This window comes from Micromonospora sp. NPDC049559 (genome assembly GCF_040676675.1).
Taxonomy (GTDB): domain Bacteria; phylum Actinomycetota; class Actinomycetes; order Mycobacteriales; family Micromonosporaceae; genus JBFAPK01.
In genome coordinates this window covers 54,790-72,846 of sequence record NZ_JBFAPK010000018.1, presented here as the reverse complement: position 1 = coordinate 72,846, position 18,057 = coordinate 54,790, and the positions used below count along the sequence as shown (strand labels likewise).

Here is an 18,057-nt window from a genome sequence, read left to right as displayed (position 1 = left end):
TGCCCGCCGCCGCCCGCCGTGCCGCCCGGCGCACGTCCGCCGGCCGGTGCGCGCGGGCACCGTGCCTCAGCCGGCACGTCCGCCGGCCGGTGCGCGCACGGTGGCTCAGCCGGCGCGGACGGCGGCGACCACGCGGCGCACCTCGTCGCCGTCCGTGGCCTCGTACCCGTCGCGGCGAACCGGGGCCCGCAGGTGCACCTCCCGCGCCCCTGTGCGGTCGAGCACCTCCCGGACGTTGTGCGACCGGATGCCGCCGCCCGCGATGATCCGCAGCCGGTCGCCGGCCCGCCGCCGCAGCTCGGCGAGGCGCTCGGCCCCGGCCAGCGCGGTGGGCGCCGCGCCCGAGGTCAGCACCGCGTCGGCGCCGAGCGCGATGATCTCCTCCAGCGCGTCGAGCTGCTCCGGCACCTCGTCGAACGCCTTGTGCACCGTCACCGGCAGCGGGCCCGCCGCCGCCACGAGGCGCCGCAGCACCGGCAGGTCGAGGTCGCCCCGGGCGTCGAGGGCGCCGAGCACCACCCCGACCGTCAGCCCGTTCGGGTTGGGCGCGTCCCGGATCGCCTCGATGTCGGCCAACATGATCTGTTCCTCGACCGCGCTCACCCGGAAGTTCCCGCCCCGGGGGCGGACCATCACCCGTACGCCCACCCGGCGCAGCGACGCCAGCGCCACGGCGATGGTGCCGGGGCCGGGCGTCGTGCCGCCCTGGCCGAGGTCCGCGCAGAGCTCCACCCGGTCCGCCCCGGCGGCCTCGGCCACCAGCGCGCTCGGTACGTCGCCGACGCAGATCTCGACCGTCGTCGGAGTCGACGCCCCGGCGGTACCCTCCGCGTCAGCGGCGGCACTCCCCGCGCTCGCGGCGGCTCCCTCCGCCGGCGCGGCGGCCGACGGGCTCACGCGGGCGCACCCGTCGCGGTGGCGGCGGCCGGGGTCTCGGGCCGCAGCGGGAAGTGGCAGGCGACCTGGTGCAGTCCGCCCGCGAGCGGCGGCTCGGTCTCGCAGATCTCCTGCGCCAGCGGGCACCTGGTCCGGAACCGGCAGCCCGTGGGCGGGTTGAGCGCGCTGGGCAGCTCGCCCTTGATGGTGATCCCCTCGCGCGGCGCGGCCGGCTCGGCCGTCGCGGTCGGCACGGCGTCGATGAGCGCCTGGGTGTACGGGTGCCGGGCGGCCCGGACCACCTCGTTGGCGGGGCCGACCTCGACGAGCTTGCCCAGGTACATCACGCCGATCCGGTCGGCCATGTAGTCGACGACGGAGAGGTTGTGGCTGATGAAGACGTACGCCAGGCCCAGCTCGCGCTGGAGGTCGCGCATCAGGTTGAGCACCTGCGCCTGGATCGAGACGTCGAGCGCGCTCACCGGCTCGTCGCCGACGATCAGCCGCGGTTGCAGCGCCAGCGACCGGGCCAACCCGATCCGTTGCAGCTGGCCGCCGGAGAACTCGTGCGGGTACCGCTCCAGGACCCGCCGCGACAGGCCGACCTGGTCGAGCAGGGTGGCGATGCGCCTGCGGCGCGAGGCGCCGTCGCCGACCCGTTGGATCTCCAGCGGTTCGGCGAGGATCGCGTCGACCCGCATCCGCGGGTTCATCGCCGCGTAGCTGTCCTGGAACATCAGCTGGACCTGCCGGTGCATCCGGCGCCGCTCGCGCCCCTTGAGCGTGGCGAGGTCCGTGCCGTCGAGGACGATCTGGCCGGCGCTCGGCTCTTCCAGGCCGACGACCAGCCGGCCCACCGTGGACTTGCCGCAGCCGGACTCGCCCACCAGCCCGAAGGTCTCCCCCGGCCGGACCTCGAACGAGACCCCGGCCACCGCGCTCACCGTCCCGGCGACCCGGCGGACCAGCCCGCCCGAGTTGGCCTCGTAGTTCTTGACCAGCCCGCGTACGGACAGCACCGCCGGAGCGTCCCCGGTCGGGGCGGTCGCCGCCCCGGTCGGCGCGAGGGCTTCCCCCGCGCGCGCGGCCGTCGCCCCGGCGGGTGCGGTCGCTTGCCCGGCCGGCTCAGGCGCGTTCTCGATCGCGACCGGTACGGCGCCGCCCGTGCGCTGGGCGGGCACCTTCGCGCCGGCCGCCTCGGCCACCGGACCGGAGCCGGCCGCCTCGGCCGCCGGACCGGAGCCGGCCGCCTCGGCCACCGGACCGGTCAGCTCCTCCCACCGCCCGGGGACCGGGTGCAGACAGGCGTGCTGGTGCGTACCGCCGGCGAGGGTGACCTCGGTGGTGCGGCACTCGTCGGTGACGAAGCGGCAGCGCGGGGCGAACCGGCAGCCGGTCAGCGGCCGGGACAGGTCCGGCGGCAGGCCCGGGATGCTGTAGAGCCGGCCGTGCGCGCCGGGCTCCCGCATCGCCGACTCGGGCAGCGACTCCATCAGCGCCTCGGTGTAGCGGTGCCGGGGCGACTGGAACAGCTCCGCGGTCGCGGTCGTCTCCACCACGCGGCCGGCGTACATCACGGCGACCCGGTCGGCGCGTCCGGCGATCACGCCGAGGTCGTGGGTGACCAGGATGACCGCCATGCCGAACTCGGCGCGCAGGTCGTCGATGAGTTCGAGGATCTGCCGCTGCGTGGTCACGTCGAGCGCCGTGGTCGGCTCGTCCGCGATCAGCAGGCGCGGCGAGCAGATCAGGGCCATGGCGATGACGACGCGCTGGCGCATGCCGCCGGAGAGTTCGTGCGGGTAGTTGTCGACGATCCGGTCCGGGCGCGGCATCCCGACCCGGCGCAGCATCTCGATCGCCCGCTCGCGCGCCTCCGCCTTGCCGACCCGCTCGTGCACGCGCAGCGGCTCGGCGACCTGCGCCCCGATGCGCTGGGTCGGGTTGAGCGAGGTGAGCGGGTCCTGGAAGACCATGCCCATCCGCAGGCCGCGGATGCGCCGTACCTCGTGGGCGGGGAGGGTCCGCAGGTCGCGACCCTCGAAGAGGATCTCCCCGCCGACCACGTCGCCGCCCGAGGGCAGTAGTCCCATGATCGACAGTGCGGTCATGGTCTTGCCGCTGCCCGACTCGCCGACGATGCCGAGGGTCTCGCCCGCCCGGACCTCGAGGTCGACGCGGTCGAGGGCGTGCACGGTACCGCGGCGCAGCGCGATGTCGGTGCTGACCTGGCGGAGCCGCAACAGGGGCTCGGTGCCGTCACCGGTACGGGCGGTGCCCGCCGGACGGACGGCCGGATCGGTCGATGCGCTCATCTTCGGTGCTCCTGCCTTCCTGCTCCTGCTACCGCCGCCGGAGGCGGACCTCGAAGGCGTCCCTCAGCCCGTCGCCGATGAAGTTGAAGGCGAGGACGATGAGGATGATCGCGATGCCGGGCGGGTACAGCAGCCACCAGTGGCCGCTGTAGGTGTCCGCGAGGCCGTCGGAGAGCATCCCGCCCCAGTTGGCCGCCGGTGGGGGCACGCCGAGGCCGAGGAAGGACAGGTACGCGACGTAGAGGATCGCGTCGGCGACCTGGAAGGTCGCGTTGACGATGACGGTACCGATGGCGTTCGGCACGATGTGCCGGCGTACCGCCCGGCCGCTGGTGCCGCCCATCCCGCGCATGGCCTGGATGTACTCGCGGCTGCGCAGGCTCAGCGCCTCGCCGCGGACCAGCCGGGCCGGACCGAGCCAGGCGAAGGCGCCGATGATGAGGATCAGCATCGGCACGCTCGGGGTGACGATGGCCGCCAGCAGCATGAAGAGGAAGAGCGCGGGGATCGACATCACCGCGTCGACGACCCGCATCATCGCCGAGTCGACCCAGCCGCCGACGAAGCCCGAGACCGCGCCCCAGATCGTGCCGACGGCGGTGGCGAGGATCCCGGCCGCCAGCCCGACGACGATCGAGGTCTGCCCGCCGAGCATCAGCCGGCCGAGTTGGTCGTAGCCGACCCCGTCGGTACCGAGCGGGTGCCCCTTGGTGCCGGGGGCGAGGTGCACCGCCGACAGGTCGGTGTGCACCTGGTCGGTGTGGTAGAAGAGCGGCCCGAGGAAGCAGACCGCCGCCAGCAGCAGGAAGAGCCCGAGACCGAGTACGGCCAGCCGGTTCTCCACGAAGACGGCCGCGCCCTGGCGCCACAGGCCCCGTACGGGTGCCTCGTCGGCGTCGAGCCGCGGTGCGGGTCCGGTCGGTACGCCGACCGGTTCGGACAGTGTCGTCACGACTGGCTCCCTCGAAGTCGGACCCGCGGATCGACGGCGGCGTAGAGCAGGTCGGCGATCAGCGCGCCGAACACGGTGGCGATCGAGATGATCAGGGTGACCCCGAGCAGGATCGGGAAGTCGCGCTTCAGCGCCGCCTGCCAGAAAAGCTGCCCCATGCCGGGGAAGTTGAACAGCGACTCCACCACCAGCGCGCCGCTGAACAGCGCGGGCAGGTACATCCCGAGCAGTGTGATCACCGGGAAGAGGCCGTTGCGCAGGACGTGGCGGACGACCACCCGGCGCTCGCCGAGCCCCTTGCTGCGCGCGGTCCGTACGTAGTTCTCGTTGAGGTTGTCGACCATCGAGGAGCGCACGTACCGGGAGTACGCCGCGATCGTGACGATGGCGAGCGTGACCGTGGGAAGCACCAGCCCGGCCGGGTCGGCGAGGACCTCGGAGAGGGTGAACCCCTGCGGCGCCTCGGGCGGCAGGATCGGCCACACCTGCGAGAACAAGATGATCATCATGAGGCCCATGAAGAAGATGGGCGTGGCGTACGCGAGCAGCGACAGCGCGGTCACCAGGTAGTCGGGCCACCGGTTGCGCCGTACCGCCTGGACGACGCCGAGCGGAATCGCCACCACGATGGCGAGCGCCGTCGAGAGCAGCGACAGCACCATCGTCTTGGGCAGCCGCTGGCCGATCGCCTCGGTGACGGACTGGTTGAGCTGGAACGAGTAGCCGAGGTCGCCGTGGAGCAGGCGCTGTACGTAGAGCGCGTACTGCACGTACCACGGCCGGTCGTAGCCCATCTCGTGGTTGAAGGCCGCGAGCTGCTCCAGCGTCGCCTCCTTGCCGAGCGTGGCCCGGGCCGCACCGCCCGGCAGGAGGTGCAGGATGAGGAAGGTGATCACCGTGACGAGCACGACGACGATCAGGGCCTGACCCAGGCGCGTGACGAGGTACCGGACCACCGAGCGGCTCCTGTCGGTCGGGGGCTCCGGTGGCGCGGCGGGCGCCACCGGAGCCGGAAACTGTCAGCGACTCGGCTCCTCGCGGGAGCCGGTCAGTTCTTCCAGGACCAGTCCTGGAAGTACATGCTGTTCATCGGGTCCTGCGGCTCGACGCCCTGCAGGCCGGACTTGTACGCGGAGATTTGGAAGACCGGGTTCGGCATCCAGAGCACCGGCAGGTCCTTGGCGAGCAGGTCGTTGTACGCCTTGAGCGTGCTCTCGTCGCCGGAGAACTGGGTCTGCTCGATGAGCTGGTCCGCCTCCGGGTTGCTGTAGCTGCCCAGGTTCACCGGGGCACCGGTGGCGAAGAGCCGCTCGCCGCTGGCGAACGCCGGGTAGTACCAGCTGCCCTGCGAGCCGAAGAAGGACATGTCCCAGGAGCAGGTCGCCTCGCTCGGCTTGCAGGCCGGGGTGACGGCCACCGAGTCCGGCACCTCCTTGATGGTCAGGTCGATGCCGAGCTTGCCCATCTGCGACTTGATCTCGGCGAACATCTTCGTGGTGGCCGAGAAGCCGGTCTGGCTGGTGACCGTGAAGGCCAGCGGCGTACCGGCGGCGATGCCCTCGCCGCACTGGTCGGCGCCGCTACCCGCCGACTGGCAGGTGGTCTTCCCGTCCGGGGTCACCTTCCAGCCGTGGCTCTCCAGCAGCTGCTTCGCCTTGGCCGGGTCGAAGGAGTAGGCGCAGCCGGCGGAGCCGTCGGTACCGGGCTTCGGGGGCACCGGGCCGCAGGTCGGCTCGGCCATGCCGGACCAGATCACCTTGCTGATCGTCGGCTGGTCGATCAGCATCTGCATGGCCTGGCGCAGGTACGGCTGCTTGAACAGCGGCCCGGACTTCGGGTTGTTGAAGTTCAGCGCCAGGTACGTGATCGACCAGCCGTACCAGGGTGCGACCTTGTAGTCCTTGGACTCCAGGTACTTCTGCTGGGAGAGGTTCGCCGGCGGGATGTAGCCGTAGTCGATCTCCCCGCCGCGCAGCACGTTGAACTCGGAGTCGTCACTGGTGAACGGCCGCAGCACCACCTTGGCCAGCTTCGGCTTGTCGCTGCCCGAGTAGTTCTTCTGCGCGGTCAGCACGACCTCGCCGTTCGGCACGTACTTGTCGAGCTTCCACGGCCCGCTGTTGACCTTCCACAGGTCGTTCGTGGCGTAGGTCTTCGGGTCCTTCGACGCCGCCGTCAGAAAGTCGAAAACTTTCTTCGCCCCGTCCGGAGTTTTGTCGAGGTCGCTCACCGACCCGGTCGCGGAGTCCTTGTCCCAGACGTGCTGGGGCAGCGGGACGATGCGGTTGAGCTGGTTGTCCACGAACCAGGCGGTGTTGTAGACCTGGGTCGTCGTCAGCGAGAAGGTCTTGGCGTCCTTGACCGTGAAGGCGGCGATGTTGTCCGGGAAGCCGCCCTTGCGGTACGACGCCCACTTGTCCTTGTTGTTGGTGACCAGGTTCCACCAGAACTCGATGTCCCGGGTGGTGACCGGCTTCCCGTCCGACCACGTGTTGTCCTTCAGCGTGATCGTCAGGGTCTTGCCGCCGTCGCTCACCTCCGGCGCGCCGGCCATCGAGCGCTGCTCGTCGATGTTGTACTTCGCCGTGCCGTCGAGCTTGTACTGGTAGAGCATGCGGTACTGGGCCGTGCCGAAGATGGCGTTCTCGCCCTGGGTGAAGCCGGGCGCCGAGATGGGCAGGATCCAGTTGGGGGTACGGAACGCGACGGTCACCGTGTCCTTGCCCTGGCTTCCGCCCTGGCTGCCCCCGGACGAGCCGCTGCACGCGGCCAGCCCCACCGCGATGGCGACGGCACCGGCCAGGGCTGCCGTGCCGCGGAGGGCGCGCCGCCGATATCTGGATCTCATGGGTCTCCTCTGATCTGCGCGCGCCCCGGCCTGGAGGGCGCTTGGGGGGTTCGCGTGGGGATTCGCGTCCAGCCTGGTACTCCTCGAGCGCTCAATGCCGAGAATGTAGCGGGAGCGAAGTGAGTAGTCAACGAAAAGAACCCTCTTTATTCGCCTACTTTTGTCAGTCTAGGATCGAACCCGGCGAAGCAACGTCCGATACGCTTCGCGGTGGCGCCCGGCTGCCGCGTGCGGAGCGTACGCACCCCGACTCGGTCGGGGCGGCGCCGGACGGCCGCCCGGAGAAGGAGAGGTATGTCGGACCCGTCGATCTCCACCACCCTGCGCGAGCAGACCCTCCACCTGCTCGCCAGCGGCAAGGTCGCCTCCCGGGCCGAGCTCGTGGAGGCGTTGCAGGTCGCCCCCTCGACCGTCACCGGTCTGGTCCGGCGCCTCCTGGAGGAGGGCGCCATCCTGGAAGAAGGGGTGGGCCGCTCCACCGGCGGACGGCGACCGCGCATCCTGCGGCTGCGCGGGGCCGAGGGCGTCGTCGCCGTGGCCGAACTGGGCGCGCAGCACGCCCGCGTCGGCCTCTGCACCCCGGACGGGCGACTGCTCGCGGCCGAGGAGATCGCCATCGAGATCGCGGCCGGGCCCGGCGAGGTCTTCGACGTGGTCGCGGAGGCGTTCGGGCGGATCCGTACGACGAGCGCGCCCGGCCAGGCGATGCTCGGGATCGGGGTGGCCCTGCCCGGCCCGGTCGACTTCCCGCACGGCCGGCTGGTCGGGCCGGCCCGGATGCCCGGCTGGAGCGGCGTCGACGCGCGGGTGGACCTCGCCGAACGGTTCAACGTGCCGGTGGTCGTCGACAACGACGCCAAGTCGGCCGCGATCGGCGAGTACGTGGTCCGCGACCGCGCGGGCGAAGAGATGATCTACGTCAAGGCCGGTACCGGCATCGGCGGTTGCCTGGTCAGCGGCGGGCAGATCTACCGCGGCGGCCGAGGGCTCAGCGGCGACGTGACCCACGTACGGGTGGCCGACAGCGGCGAGCGGCACTGCTCCTGCGGCAGCCGCGGCTGCCTGGAGACGGTCGCCAGCGGCGCTGCCCTGGTCCGCCAACTCGCCGAGCAGGGCCTCAAGGTGGCCCGTACCCGCGACGTCATCGCCGCCGTCACCGACGCCGAGCCGACCGCGGTGACCCTGGTGCGCCACGCCGGCGGGCTGCTCGGGGTGGCGCTGTCGGGCCTGGTGAACTTCCTCAACCCCGACGCCGTGGTGATCGGTGGCGCCCTCTCCAGCCTCGACGTCTACGTGGCCGCGGCCCGCGGCATGCTCTACGAGCGCTGCCTGCCGTCGATGACCCAGTCCCTGTCCATCGAGGCCAGCGTCGCGGGCCCGGATGCGGCCCTGGTCGGGCTCGGGCATCTGGTGCGCGCCGCGGCCGACGTCCGAACCGCCTGAGGAGAACCGCCCGTGCCCCACCCGCTGCGCATCGCCATCGGCGGCATACACATCGAGTCCAGCACCTTCTCGCCCCACCTGAGCACCGCCGCCGACTTCGAGGTGACCCGGGACGACGCGCTGCTGGCGCGGTACGACTGGCTCTCGCCGGCGGCGCCCTGGGCCGCGGACGTCGAGTGGATACCGCTGCTGCACGCCCGCGCCCTGCCCGGCGGGGCGGTCGAGCCCGGCACCTACGACGCCTGGGCCACGGAGATCGTGGAGCGGCTGGCCGCGGCCGGCCCGCTGGACGGCATGCTGCTCGACATCCACGGCGCGATGAGCGTGGTCGGTCGGGACGACGCCGAGGGCGACCTGATCACCGCCATCCGCTCGGTGATCGGGCCCGAGCCGTTCGTCTCCGCCGCGATGGACCTGCACGGCAACGTCTCGCCGGTGCTCTTCGACGGCTGCGACCTGCTCACCTGCTACCGCACCGCGCCGCACGTCGACGTCTGGGAGACCCGCGAGCGCGCCGCCCGCAACCTGGTGGAGGCGCTGCGCCGGCAGGAGCGCCCGCACAAGGCGCTGGTGCACGTGCCGATCCTGCTGCCCGGCGAGATGACCAGCACCCGGGAGGAGCCCGCGCGCGGGCTGTACGCGCGCATCCCCGAGATCGAGGCCCGAGCGGGGGTCGTCGACGCGGCCATCTGGATCGGCTTCGCCTGGGCCGACCAGCCGCGCTGCCGCGGCGCGGTCGTCGCCACCGGCACCGACGCCACGGCGGCCACCGAGGCGGCCCGGGAACTCGCCGAACACTTCTGGGCGGCGCGCGACGAGTTCGCCTTCGTGGCCCCCACCGGCTCGATGGACGAGTGCCTCGACACGGCGGTGGCGGCGGTGGCCGACCCGGCCCGGCGCCCCTTCTTCATCAGCGACTCCGGGGACAACCCCGGTGCCGGCGGCGCCGACGACGTCACCTTCGCCCTCGACCGGCTGCTGGCCCGGCCCGAGGTCCGCGCCGGGTCGCTGCGGGCGGTCTACGCCTCGCTGGTCGACCCGGAGGCGGTGGCCCAGGTCGCGGACCTGCCGATCGGCTCGCCGGTCAGCGTCGCCGCCGGCGGGCGCATCGACCCGCGGGAACCCGGTCCGGTACGGCTCGACGGCGTGCTGGAGGCGGTCGCGGACGACCCGGACGGCGGCCGGTGCGTGAGCGTACGGGTCGGCGGGGTGAGCGTCTTCCTCACCTCCCGCCGCATGCAGTACCGGCTGCTCGCCTCGTACGCCCGGCTGGGCGTCGAGGTGGACGCGGTGGACCTCGTGGTGGTGAAGATCGGCTACCTCGAACCCGAACTCTTCGCGGCGGCCGGCGACTGGCGGCTCGCGCTCACCCCCGGCGGCGTCGACCAGCACCTCGAACGGCTGCCGTACCGGCGGGTCCAGCGGCCGGTCTTTCCCCTCGATCGCGACTTCGCCGCAGACCTGACCGTGGTGACCCGGTGACCGAACCCGCTACCCGGTCCGGCGACGGCTGCGTGCTCGCGGTCGACATCGGCGGCACGACACTGAAGGGGTCCGTCGTCGGCGGGGACGGCCGCGTCCGGCACTCGATCGTCGAGCCGTCGGACGCCCAGGACGACCCGGTCGGCGCGGTACGGGCGGTCTGCCGCCGGCTGCGCGACGAGGCGTTGCGGCTCGGCGAGACGCCGGCCGGGATCGGGGTGGTCTCGCCGGGCATCGTCGACGAGGCCGCCGGCGTGGTGCGGTACGCCTCGAACATCAGGTTCCGGGACGTCCCGCTGCGGGCGCTGGTGCGCGAGGAACTGGGGCTGCCCGTGGCCGTCGGGCACGACGCCCGGGCGGCCGGCGTCGCCGAGGCGGTCGGCGGGGCGGCCCGAGGTCTCGACAGCTTCCTGCTGCTGCCGCTCGGCACCGGCATCGCCGCCACGGTGGTGCTGGGCGGCGCACCCGTGCCCGGTACCGCCTTCTCGGCCGGGGAGGTCGGCCACATCCCGGTCTATCCGGGCGGGGAGCCGTGCAGCTGCGGGCAGCGGGGCTGCCTGGAGGTCTACGCCTCGGCGGGCGGGATCGCGAAGCGCTACGCCCGGCTCGGCGGGACGCCGGGGCTGGACAGCCGGGCCATCGCCGCCGCGGTCGACCGGGATCCCGTCGCCCGCTCGGTCTGGGACGCCGCCACGCTCGCGCTGGGTACCGCGCTGGCCACGCTGACCCTCACGCTCGACCCGGCCCGCATCATCCTCGGCGGCGGGCTCGCCGGGGCGGGGGCCCAGCTCTTCGACCCGGTACGCGAGGCGCTGCGCGCGGCGCTGGCCTGGCGCAGCGCCCCCGAGATCCACCCGTCCGCGTTCGGGGCGGTGGCCGCGCAGGTCGGTGCCGCCATCCTGGCCCGGCGCGCGGCCGGCCTGCCGGTACCGGACGGCTGGGGCGCGCCGGTGCCCCGGGCCGAGCCGGTCACCCACTGAGACGTCCGGCGGCCGGCCACCGTGCCTGGCCGCCGGACCCGGTCCGCCGGCACCCGCTTCGCTTGCGCCCGGTTCGCCGGCGCGCGGTCCGCTTGCGCCTGGCCCGCCGGCGCCCGGTTCGCTGAGTCGCAGCTCAGCCGGGCAACGAGCCAGTTGCCGGGCCAATCCGTCTTAAGTGGACGGGACTCACGTTCTGCATCGAACCAGTACGACCTCTACTGTCGACACCGTGAAGCTCTCGAACCCGGGCGCCGTCCTGCTCTGTGTCGGCAGCATGGCGATCGTGGGCAGCTCGGTCTCCCTCAGCCAGCTGATCCTCGACTATCCGCCGCTGACCGGGCAGGCCGGCCGGTACGCGGTCGCCGCGCTCGCCCTGGCCGCCATCGCGGGACTCTTCTCCCGGTTCGGCGCCGGCGCCCAGCCCCGGCCCGGCCTGCCGACCGGCCGGGAACTGCTCATCCTCACCGGTCTCGCGGCGACCGGGCTGGCCGCGTTCAACGTCTGCGTCCTGATCGGACTCGCACACGCCGACCCGCCCGTGGTCGGTACGTTCATCGGGGCCGCGCCGCTCGGCCTCGCGCTGATCGGTCCGCTGCTGCGGGGCAGCCCCCCGGCGACCCGGCTGGTCTTCGCGGCCCTGGTCGTGGCGGCCGGTACCGCGCTGGTCGAGGGGACCGGCCACTCCGACACCGTCGGGCTGCTCGCCTCGCTCGGGGCGCTCGGCGGCGAGATCGCCTTCTCACTGCTCGCCGCCGCCGTGCTGCCCCGGCTCGGCCCGGTACGGGTCTCCGCCTACAGCTGCGCGCTGGCCGTACCGCTGCTGCTGGCGGCGGCGGTGCCGGCCGGCGAGCTGGCGCGGCTGCGCCCGCCGACCCCGGTGGAGGCGGCCACCTTCGGCTACCTCGCCGCGATGCTGACCGTGGTGGCGTTCGTCGCCTTCTTCACCGGACTGAACCACCTCGGGGTCGAGCGGGCCGGGATGATCGTCGGCATGATGCCGCTGGCCACCCTCGTCACGTCGGCGGTGCAGGCCGGGCAGCTGCCCCCGTACGGGCAGAGCGTCGGGGTGCTCGTGGTCGCGCTCGGCCTCGGCGTCGGGCTGACCCGCGGCCGGCGGGGACGGCACGCCGCGGGTCAGGGCATCCGGGGGTACCGGCCGGGCCGGCGCGACGCCGGGCGGCCGGCCCCGACGGGCGCGCTGGAGCCGACGGGCGCGCTGGAGCCGACGGAGCTGCTGGTACCCGCGGTCGGTCCGGGCGGCGGACCGGAGGCCACGGGCCGGTTGGCGGCGGGGTCACCCGCCCGGCTGGCGCTGCCGGACGGCCCCGGCGACCACGACCGGCTCGACGGGTACGACGGGCTCGACCGGCCCGGTCCCCCGCCGCCGTGGCGGCCGGGGAGCCCGCTCGACCCGTGGGGACCGGGCGGGGCGGATCAGTCGGCGGCAGCCGCGCGTTCGGCGGCGCGGACCGCGTCGGCGTAGCCGAGGGCGGCCCGGCGCAGCGCGGCCTCCGCGTCGAGCCCGGCCGTACGGGCGTCGGCGACGATCGCGAGCAGTCGCGCGCCGAGCCGGTCCTCGGCGTCGGCCGGGTCCGCCGCCGGGGGCGGTACGTCCAGTCCGGCCCGCGCGGAGCGTTGGAGGATCTTCGCGGCGAGCGCCAGCGCCGGCTGGACCAGCGCGATCCCGTCCAGCACCGAGTCGCGGGCCTTCTCCTCGCGCTTGATCCGCTCCCAGTTCTCGGTGATCTCCTCGACCGTGCCGGCCCGGGTACCGGCGAAGACGTGCGGGTTGCGCCGCACCATCTTCTCCACCAGCCCGCCGGCCACGTCGTCGATGTTCCAGCGCTGCGGTTCGGGCAGCTCCTGCGCCAGCCGGGCGTGCAGCACGATCTGGAGCAGCACGTCGCCCAGCTCCTCGCGGAGCGCGACCAGGTCACCCGAGGCGATCGCGTCATACGCCTCGTAGCACTCCTCCAGCAGGAACTGCGCGAGGGTGGCGTGGGTCTGCTGCCGCTTCCACGGGTCGCCACCGGGCGACATGAGCCGGTCCATCACCGCGACCGCGTCCAGCAGCCGGGCGCCCGGCGGGTCCCACGAGCCGTACATCAGCTCCAGCTCGGCCAGACCCGGCTCGCGGGCCAGCCGCAGCCCCAGCTCCCGGGCGAGCCGCTCGTCGCCGCACGGCCCGGCCAGCCAGACCACGGTGCCGTGCGCGGCGGCCGTGGCGAGCAGCGCGTCCACCGCCGCGCCGTCGGCGACGACGGTGACGTCGGCACCGGCGGCCCGTACGGCGGTGGACAGCTCGCTCTCCGCCGCCGCGAGCACCGGGCTGGCGCGTACCAGGTCCCAGGCCGCCGCGGTCAACAGACCCGCCGGCAGCCGCGGCGAGGTGACCAGCAGTACGACCCGGGCCGTCATTCCGGCTGTTGCGGCGAGGGCTGCGCGGGCTGCACGACGGTGACCTCGGAGACGAGCCCGTCGTCGTCGCCCAGCGGGACGCCCAGCCACGACTGCGCCTGCTGCTGGATGGAGACCGGAACCTGGAAGACCAGGTCACCGTAGCGGGGGTTGACCGTGACGTCGGCCTGCTCGATCGCCTCGCGGAGCGCGTTGCGGAGGCCGACCGCCCGGCCGATCTGCTGCTCATTGAGGAATTCCCGCACGTCCTCGAAGGAGCCCGAGACGGGCCGGCCGCCCACGGTGATGTGGGCGAACACCTCGCGCTGGTCCGCCTCGCTCGGCGCCACCGAGGCGGCGGACTGCTGGATCGCCCGCAGCACACCCTCGTAGCCGGCCACCACCTCGGTGTACTGGAGGTTCGGCGGCAGGTTGTTCTCCTGCGCGAAGGCGTTGGCGTCGACCGACGGTACGGAGATGTTGTGCCGCTCGGCGTAGCCGCGCGCCACGTCCCGGACGACCAGCATCCGCACCACGTCCTGTCGGATGCCGGCCAGCATCTCGGGCCGGGCCAGGGGCTCGACCTCGTCCATGATCCCGTCGACGTAGTCCTGGGAGTAGCTGTGGCCCGCGACGTAGGCGGCGGTCGAGGGGTTGGAACGGCAACCGGTGAGGGCGACGGCGCCGAGGGCGGCGATGACCGCGATCGAAGCCAGACGGCGAGCACGCTGCATGGGCGACACTCTCTCACGGCCGGCTGGCCGGCGCGGGACAGGGTGCGACCGTACCGGCGCGTCACGGTCCCGCCGCGCCGAGCCGTACGGCGTGGGCCGACCGGCGGCGCTGGAGAGGCCGCCGCCCGGCCGGCGTCCCGTCGACGCCCGCGCGGCGCGGGCGTCGACGGGATCCGGGCGGGTCAGCGGGGTGCGGCGGCGGTCGCCGGCTCGCCGAGCACGTCGGAGAGGAGCTGGGCGCACCAGTCCAGCAACGCCTGGTCGCGCAGCGGCTCGCCGCCGACCCGCCGGGTGCTCGGCCGGGGGACGCTGACCTGGTCGGTCGCCGACTTGTAGACCGCGTCCGGGTGGTACCGCTTCAGCCGCAGCTGCTTCGAGTCCGGCAGCGACAGCGGGCCGAACCGCACGTGCCGGCCCTGCACCGAGACGTCGGTCAGCCCGTAGGCGCGGGCGAGCAGGCGGAACCGGGCCACCGCGACCAGGTTCTGCACCGGCTCCGGCGGCTCGCCGTACCGGTCGGTCATCTCGGCGACGACCTCGCGCAGCCGGTCGGTGTCCCGGGCCTCGGCGAGCTTGCGGTACATCTCCAGGCGCAGCCGCTCCACCCCGACGTAGTCGTGCGGCAGGTGCGCGTCGACCGGCAGGTCGATCTTCACGTCGACCTCCTCCTCCGGGCGCTCGCCCTTGAAGGTACGGACCGCCTCGCCGACCATCCGGACGTAGAGGTCGAAGCCCACCCCCTCGATGTGCCCGGACTGCTCGCCGCCGAGCAGGTTGCCGGCGCCGCGAATCTCCAGGTCCTTCATGGCCACGTACATGCCGGCGCCCAGCTCGGTGTGCTGGGCGATGGTGGCGAGCCGCTCGTGGGCGTGCTCGGTGAGCGGCTTCTCCGGCGGGTAGAGGAAGTAGGCGTAGGCCCGTTCCCGGCCCCGGCCCACCCGGCCCCGGATCTGGTGCAGCTGGGCCAGGCCGAGCAGGTCGGCGCGCTCCACGATCAGGGTGTTGGCGTTCGGGATGTCGATGCCGGACTCCACGATGGTGGTGCAGACCAGGACGTCGTACTCCTTCTCCCAGAAGCCGACCATCACCTTCTCCAGGGCCTCCTCGCCCATCTGGCCGTGCGCCACCGCGACCCGCGCCTCGGGCACCAGCTCCCGCAGCCGCCGGGCCGCCCGGTCGATCGACTCGACCCGGTTGTGCAGGTAGAAGACCTGGCCGTCGCGGAGCAGCTCCCGGTGGATCGCCGCGGCGACCTGCTTGTCCTCGTACGCGCCGACGAAGGTGAGCACGGGGTGGCGTTCCTCCGGCGGGGTGGCGATCGTCGACATCTCCCGGATCCCGGTGATCGCCATCTCCAGCGTGCGCGGGATCGGGGTGGCCGACATGGTCAGCACGTCGACCGAGGTCCGCAGGCTCTTGAGGTGCTCCTTGTGCTCGACGCCGAAGCGCTGCTCCTCGTCCACGATGACCATGCCGAGAGACTTGAACCGGGTCGCCGCCTGCAACAGCCGGTGCGTACCGATGACGATGTCGGCGCTGCCGTCGGCCGCCGCGGCGAGCGTCGCCTCGGCCTCCTTCGGCGTCTGGAACCGGGAGAGCTGGCGGATCTCGACCGGGAACTGGGACATCCGCTCGGCGAACGTGTTGTAGTGCTGCTGGGCCAGGAGCGTCGTGGGTACCAGCACGGCGACCTGCTTGCCGTCCTGCACCGCCTTGAACGCCGCGCGAACCGCGATCTCGGTCTTGCCGTAGCCGACGTCGCCGCAGATCAGCCGGTCCATCGGGGCCGACTGCTCCATGTCCCGCTTGACCTCCTCGATCGCCGCGAGCTGGTCCGGCGTCTCGGTGTACGGGAAGGCGTCCTCCAGTTCACGCTGCCACGGCGTGTCCGGGGCGAACGCGTGCCCCTTGCTCGCCTTGCGGGCGGCGTAGAGCTGGATCAGCTGGGCGGCGATCTCGCGTACCGCCTTGCGGGCACGGGCCTTGGCCTTCTGCCACTCGGCGCCACCCATCTTGTGCAGGGTGGGGGTCTCCCCGCCGACGTAGCGGGAGAGCTGGTCCAACTGGTCGGTCGGGACGAAGAGCCGGTCGCCCGGCTGCCCCCGTTTCGCGGCGGCGTACTCGATGACCAGGTACTCCCGCTCGGCACCGTTGACCGTACGCTGCACCAGCTCCAAATAGCGGCCGATGCCGTGCTGCTCGTGCACCACGTAGTCGCCGGTCTTCAGCTCCAGCGGGTCGATGGTGTTGCGCCGCCGGCTCGGCATCTTGCGCATGTCCCGGGTCGAGGAGCCGCGCCCCCCGGTGATGTCGTTGCCGGTCACCACCGCGAAGCGGGACGCCTCGTGCAGGAAGCCGTGGTTCAGCGAGCCGCAGGCGACCACCAGCTGTCCCGGCTCGGGGCGGGACGGCACGCCCTCGCTGGTCGCGGCGCCGAGGCCGGCGTCGCGCAGCACCTCGACCGCGCGCTGGGCCGGACCGTGCCCCTCGAAGACCAGCGCGACGGCCCAACCGTCGCCGATCCAGCGCTTGAGGTCGTCGACGACCCGGCTGGTCTCGCCGTGGTAGAGCGGAGTCGGCTGGGCCGCCAGCGCCAGCGACTCGCCGGCGTCGGGGGTGACCGTCACCGGCTCCGGGTCGTCCAGCCACGGCTCGTCGCCGGCCGCCGGCTCCGACTCCACCAGACCGAACGGGGAGAGCGACCACCAGGGCTGACCCAGCCGGCCGGCGGCGGCGCGTACGTCGGCCAGGGTCCGGAAGGCGGCGGCGCCGAGGTCGACCGGGGCCTTGCCGCCGACGGCCGCCGCGGCCCAGCTGGCCTGGAGGAACTCCTCCGAGGTACGCACCAGGTCGTGCGCCCGGGTCCGGATCCGCTCCGGGTCGCATAGCAGCACGTGCGTGCCGGCCGGCATGCAGTCCAGCAGCAGCTCCATGCTCCCGGTGCCGTCCAGCAACGCCGGGGCCAGCGACTCCATCCCCTCGACCGGGATGCCCTCGGCGAGCTTGTCGAGGATCTCCGCCAGCTCCGGGTGCTCGGCGGCCAGGGCGGCGGCCCGCTCGCGTACCTCGGGGGTGAGCAGCAGTTCCCGGCAGGGCGGCGCCCACAGCGACGGTACGGCCTCGATGGTCCGCTGGTCGGCGACGGCGAAGGTACGGATCTCCTCCACCTCGTCGCCCCAGAACTCGACCCGGGAGGGGTGCTCGTCGGTCGGCGGGAAGACGTCGAGGATGCCACCGCGGACCGCGAACTCGCCGCGCTTGGTGACCAGGTCGACCCGGGCGTACGCGAGGTCGGTCAGCCGCCGGGCCACCGCCTCCAGCTCCGCCTCCCCGCCGACGGCAAGCTGCACCGGTTCGAGTTCGCCGAGCCCCTTGAGCTGCGGTTGCAGCGCCGAGCGCACCGGCGCCACGACCACCCGCAGTTCCCCGCCAGACTCCGGGATCTCCGGGTGCGCCAGCCGGCGCAGCACGGCCAGCCGGCGGCCGACGGTGTCGGCGCGCGGGGAGAGGCGCTCGTGCGGCAGCGTCTCCCAGGCCGGGAAGACGGCGACCTGCTCCGGCGGCAGCAGGCTGCCCAGCGCGGCGGCGAGGTCGTCGGCCTCCCGGGTGGTGGCGGTGATCGCGAGCACCGGGCGGCCGGCGCCGCCCTGCCCGGGCCGCGCAGCGACGGCGGCGACCACGAACGGGCGCAGCGCCGGCGGGGCGGTCAGGTCGAGTCCGTCGGCCTGGGCGGCACCCGCCCGGGCCAGGTCACGGGCCCGGGTGAGCGCGGGATCGCCCAGGGCCGCCTGGAGCAGACCGGCGAGCGTAGACATGATCACAACCTCTGGGTGGGCGCACGAAAGATTGCCCCGCGCCCAGGCTGGACGGGGGTGCTCGGCCCAGCGTAACGCGCAGACGGCGATCACCCGGCGACGCTAGGAGCAGCCGCCGAGAGCAATCGATCACCAGGCTCACTGGCAGTGAAACCCGTAGTACGTCCGAAAGTCATTCACGTTGGAACGTACTTTTGCCCTTGTACGTCGTTGAC

At 73.3% G+C, this 18,057-nt stretch carries 11 protein-coding genes and 2 pseudogenes; 4 read left to right on the top strand and 9 right to left on the bottom strand.

The genetic code is table 11. The annotated features are described in order from the left end of the window. Positions 1-105: 105 nt before the first annotated feature. The 6 genes and pseudogenes from AB0J86_RS20225 to AB0J86_RS20200 form a co-directional block, all read right to left on the bottom strand. Positions 106-789 carry a copper homeostasis protein CutC gene (locus AB0J86_RS20225; RefSeq protein WP_363859167.1) on the bottom strand — a complete coding sequence of 228 codons (684 nt, stop codon included), beginning with the start codon at positions 787-789 and terminating at the stop codon, positions 106-108. Between the two features lie 104 nt (positions 790-893). Beyond that, positions 894-1,895: pseudogene (locus AB0J86_RS20220) on the bottom strand (oligopeptide/dipeptide ABC transporter ATP-binding protein); the annotation flags it as partial. A gap of 207 nt (positions 1,896-2,102) precedes the next feature. Then, positions 2,103-3,191: pseudogene (locus tag AB0J86_RS20215) on the bottom strand (ABC transporter ATP-binding protein); the annotation flags it as partial. Positions 3,192-3,219: 28 nt separating this feature from the next. Beyond that, positions 3,220-4,134 carry an ABC transporter permease gene (locus AB0J86_RS20210; RefSeq protein WP_363859166.1) on the bottom strand — a complete coding sequence of 305 codons (915 nt, stop codon included), beginning with the start codon at positions 4,132-4,134 and terminating at the stop codon, positions 3,220-3,222. A gap of 5 nt (positions 4,135-4,139) precedes the next feature. Then, a complete protein-coding gene (locus AB0J86_RS20205) occupies positions 4,140-5,099 on the bottom strand; it encodes an ABC transporter permease (protein ID WP_363859098.1) in 960 nt (319 codons plus the stop codon). Positions 5,100-5,191: 92 nt separating this feature from the next. Beyond that, positions 5,192-6,991 (bottom strand): peptide ABC transporter substrate-binding protein, encoded by a 1,800-nt coding sequence (locus tag AB0J86_RS20200; RefSeq protein WP_363859097.1) that lies wholly within the window; start codon positions 6,989-6,991, stop codon positions 5,192-5,194. A 294-nt stretch (positions 6,992-7,285) separates the two neighbouring features. Between AB0J86_RS20200 and AB0J86_RS20195 the strand changes: the two genes are divergently transcribed. From AB0J86_RS20195 to AB0J86_RS20180, 4 genes are all read left to right on the top strand, one after another. Further along, positions 7,286-8,434, top strand: coding sequence for an ROK family transcriptional regulator (locus AB0J86_RS20195; RefSeq protein ID WP_363859096.1), 1,149 nt, complete (start codon positions 7,286-7,288; stop codon positions 8,432-8,434). Between the two features lie 12 nt (positions 8,435-8,446). Further along, on the top strand, positions 8,447-9,916 hold the full coding sequence (locus tag AB0J86_RS20190; protein WP_363859095.1) for a M81 family metallopeptidase: 1,470 nt from the start codon (positions 8,447-8,449) through the stop codon (positions 9,914-9,916). Further along, positions 9,913-10,896, top strand: coding sequence for an ROK family protein (locus AB0J86_RS20185; RefSeq protein ID WP_363859094.1), 984 nt, complete (start codon positions 9,913-9,915; stop codon positions 10,894-10,896). Before AB0J86_RS20190 ends, AB0J86_RS20185 begins: the two co-directional genes overlap by 4 nt. A 229-nt stretch (positions 10,897-11,125) precedes the next feature. Beyond that, entirely contained in the window at positions 11,126-12,379 is a 1,254-nt protein-coding gene (locus AB0J86_RS20180; RefSeq protein ID WP_363859093.1) for a DMT family transporter, read from the top strand. On the opposite strand, the gene AB0J86_RS20175 is transcribed toward AB0J86_RS20180, so the two are convergent. The 3 genes from AB0J86_RS20175 to mfd form a co-directional block, all read right to left on the bottom strand. After that, complete coding sequence (locus AB0J86_RS20175) at positions 12,331-13,314, bottom strand: nucleoside triphosphate pyrophosphohydrolase (protein ID WP_363859092.1); 984 nt, start codon at positions 13,312-13,314, stop codon at positions 12,331-12,333. The two genes, AB0J86_RS20180 and AB0J86_RS20175, sit on opposite strands and share 49 nt — an antisense overlap. Then, positions 13,311-14,027, bottom strand: a complete 717-nt coding sequence (locus tag AB0J86_RS20170; protein ID WP_363859091.1) for a hypothetical protein — start codon at positions 14,025-14,027, stop codon at positions 13,311-13,313. Before AB0J86_RS20170 ends, AB0J86_RS20175 begins: the two co-directional genes overlap by 4 nt. 182 nt (positions 14,028-14,209) lie before the next feature. After that, positions 14,210-17,842: a transcription-repair coupling factor gene (gene mfd, locus AB0J86_RS20165; protein WP_363859090.1), complete on the bottom strand. Its 3,633-nt coding sequence runs from the start codon at positions 17,840-17,842 to the stop codon at positions 14,210-14,212. Positions 17,843-18,057: the final 215 nt, after the last annotated feature.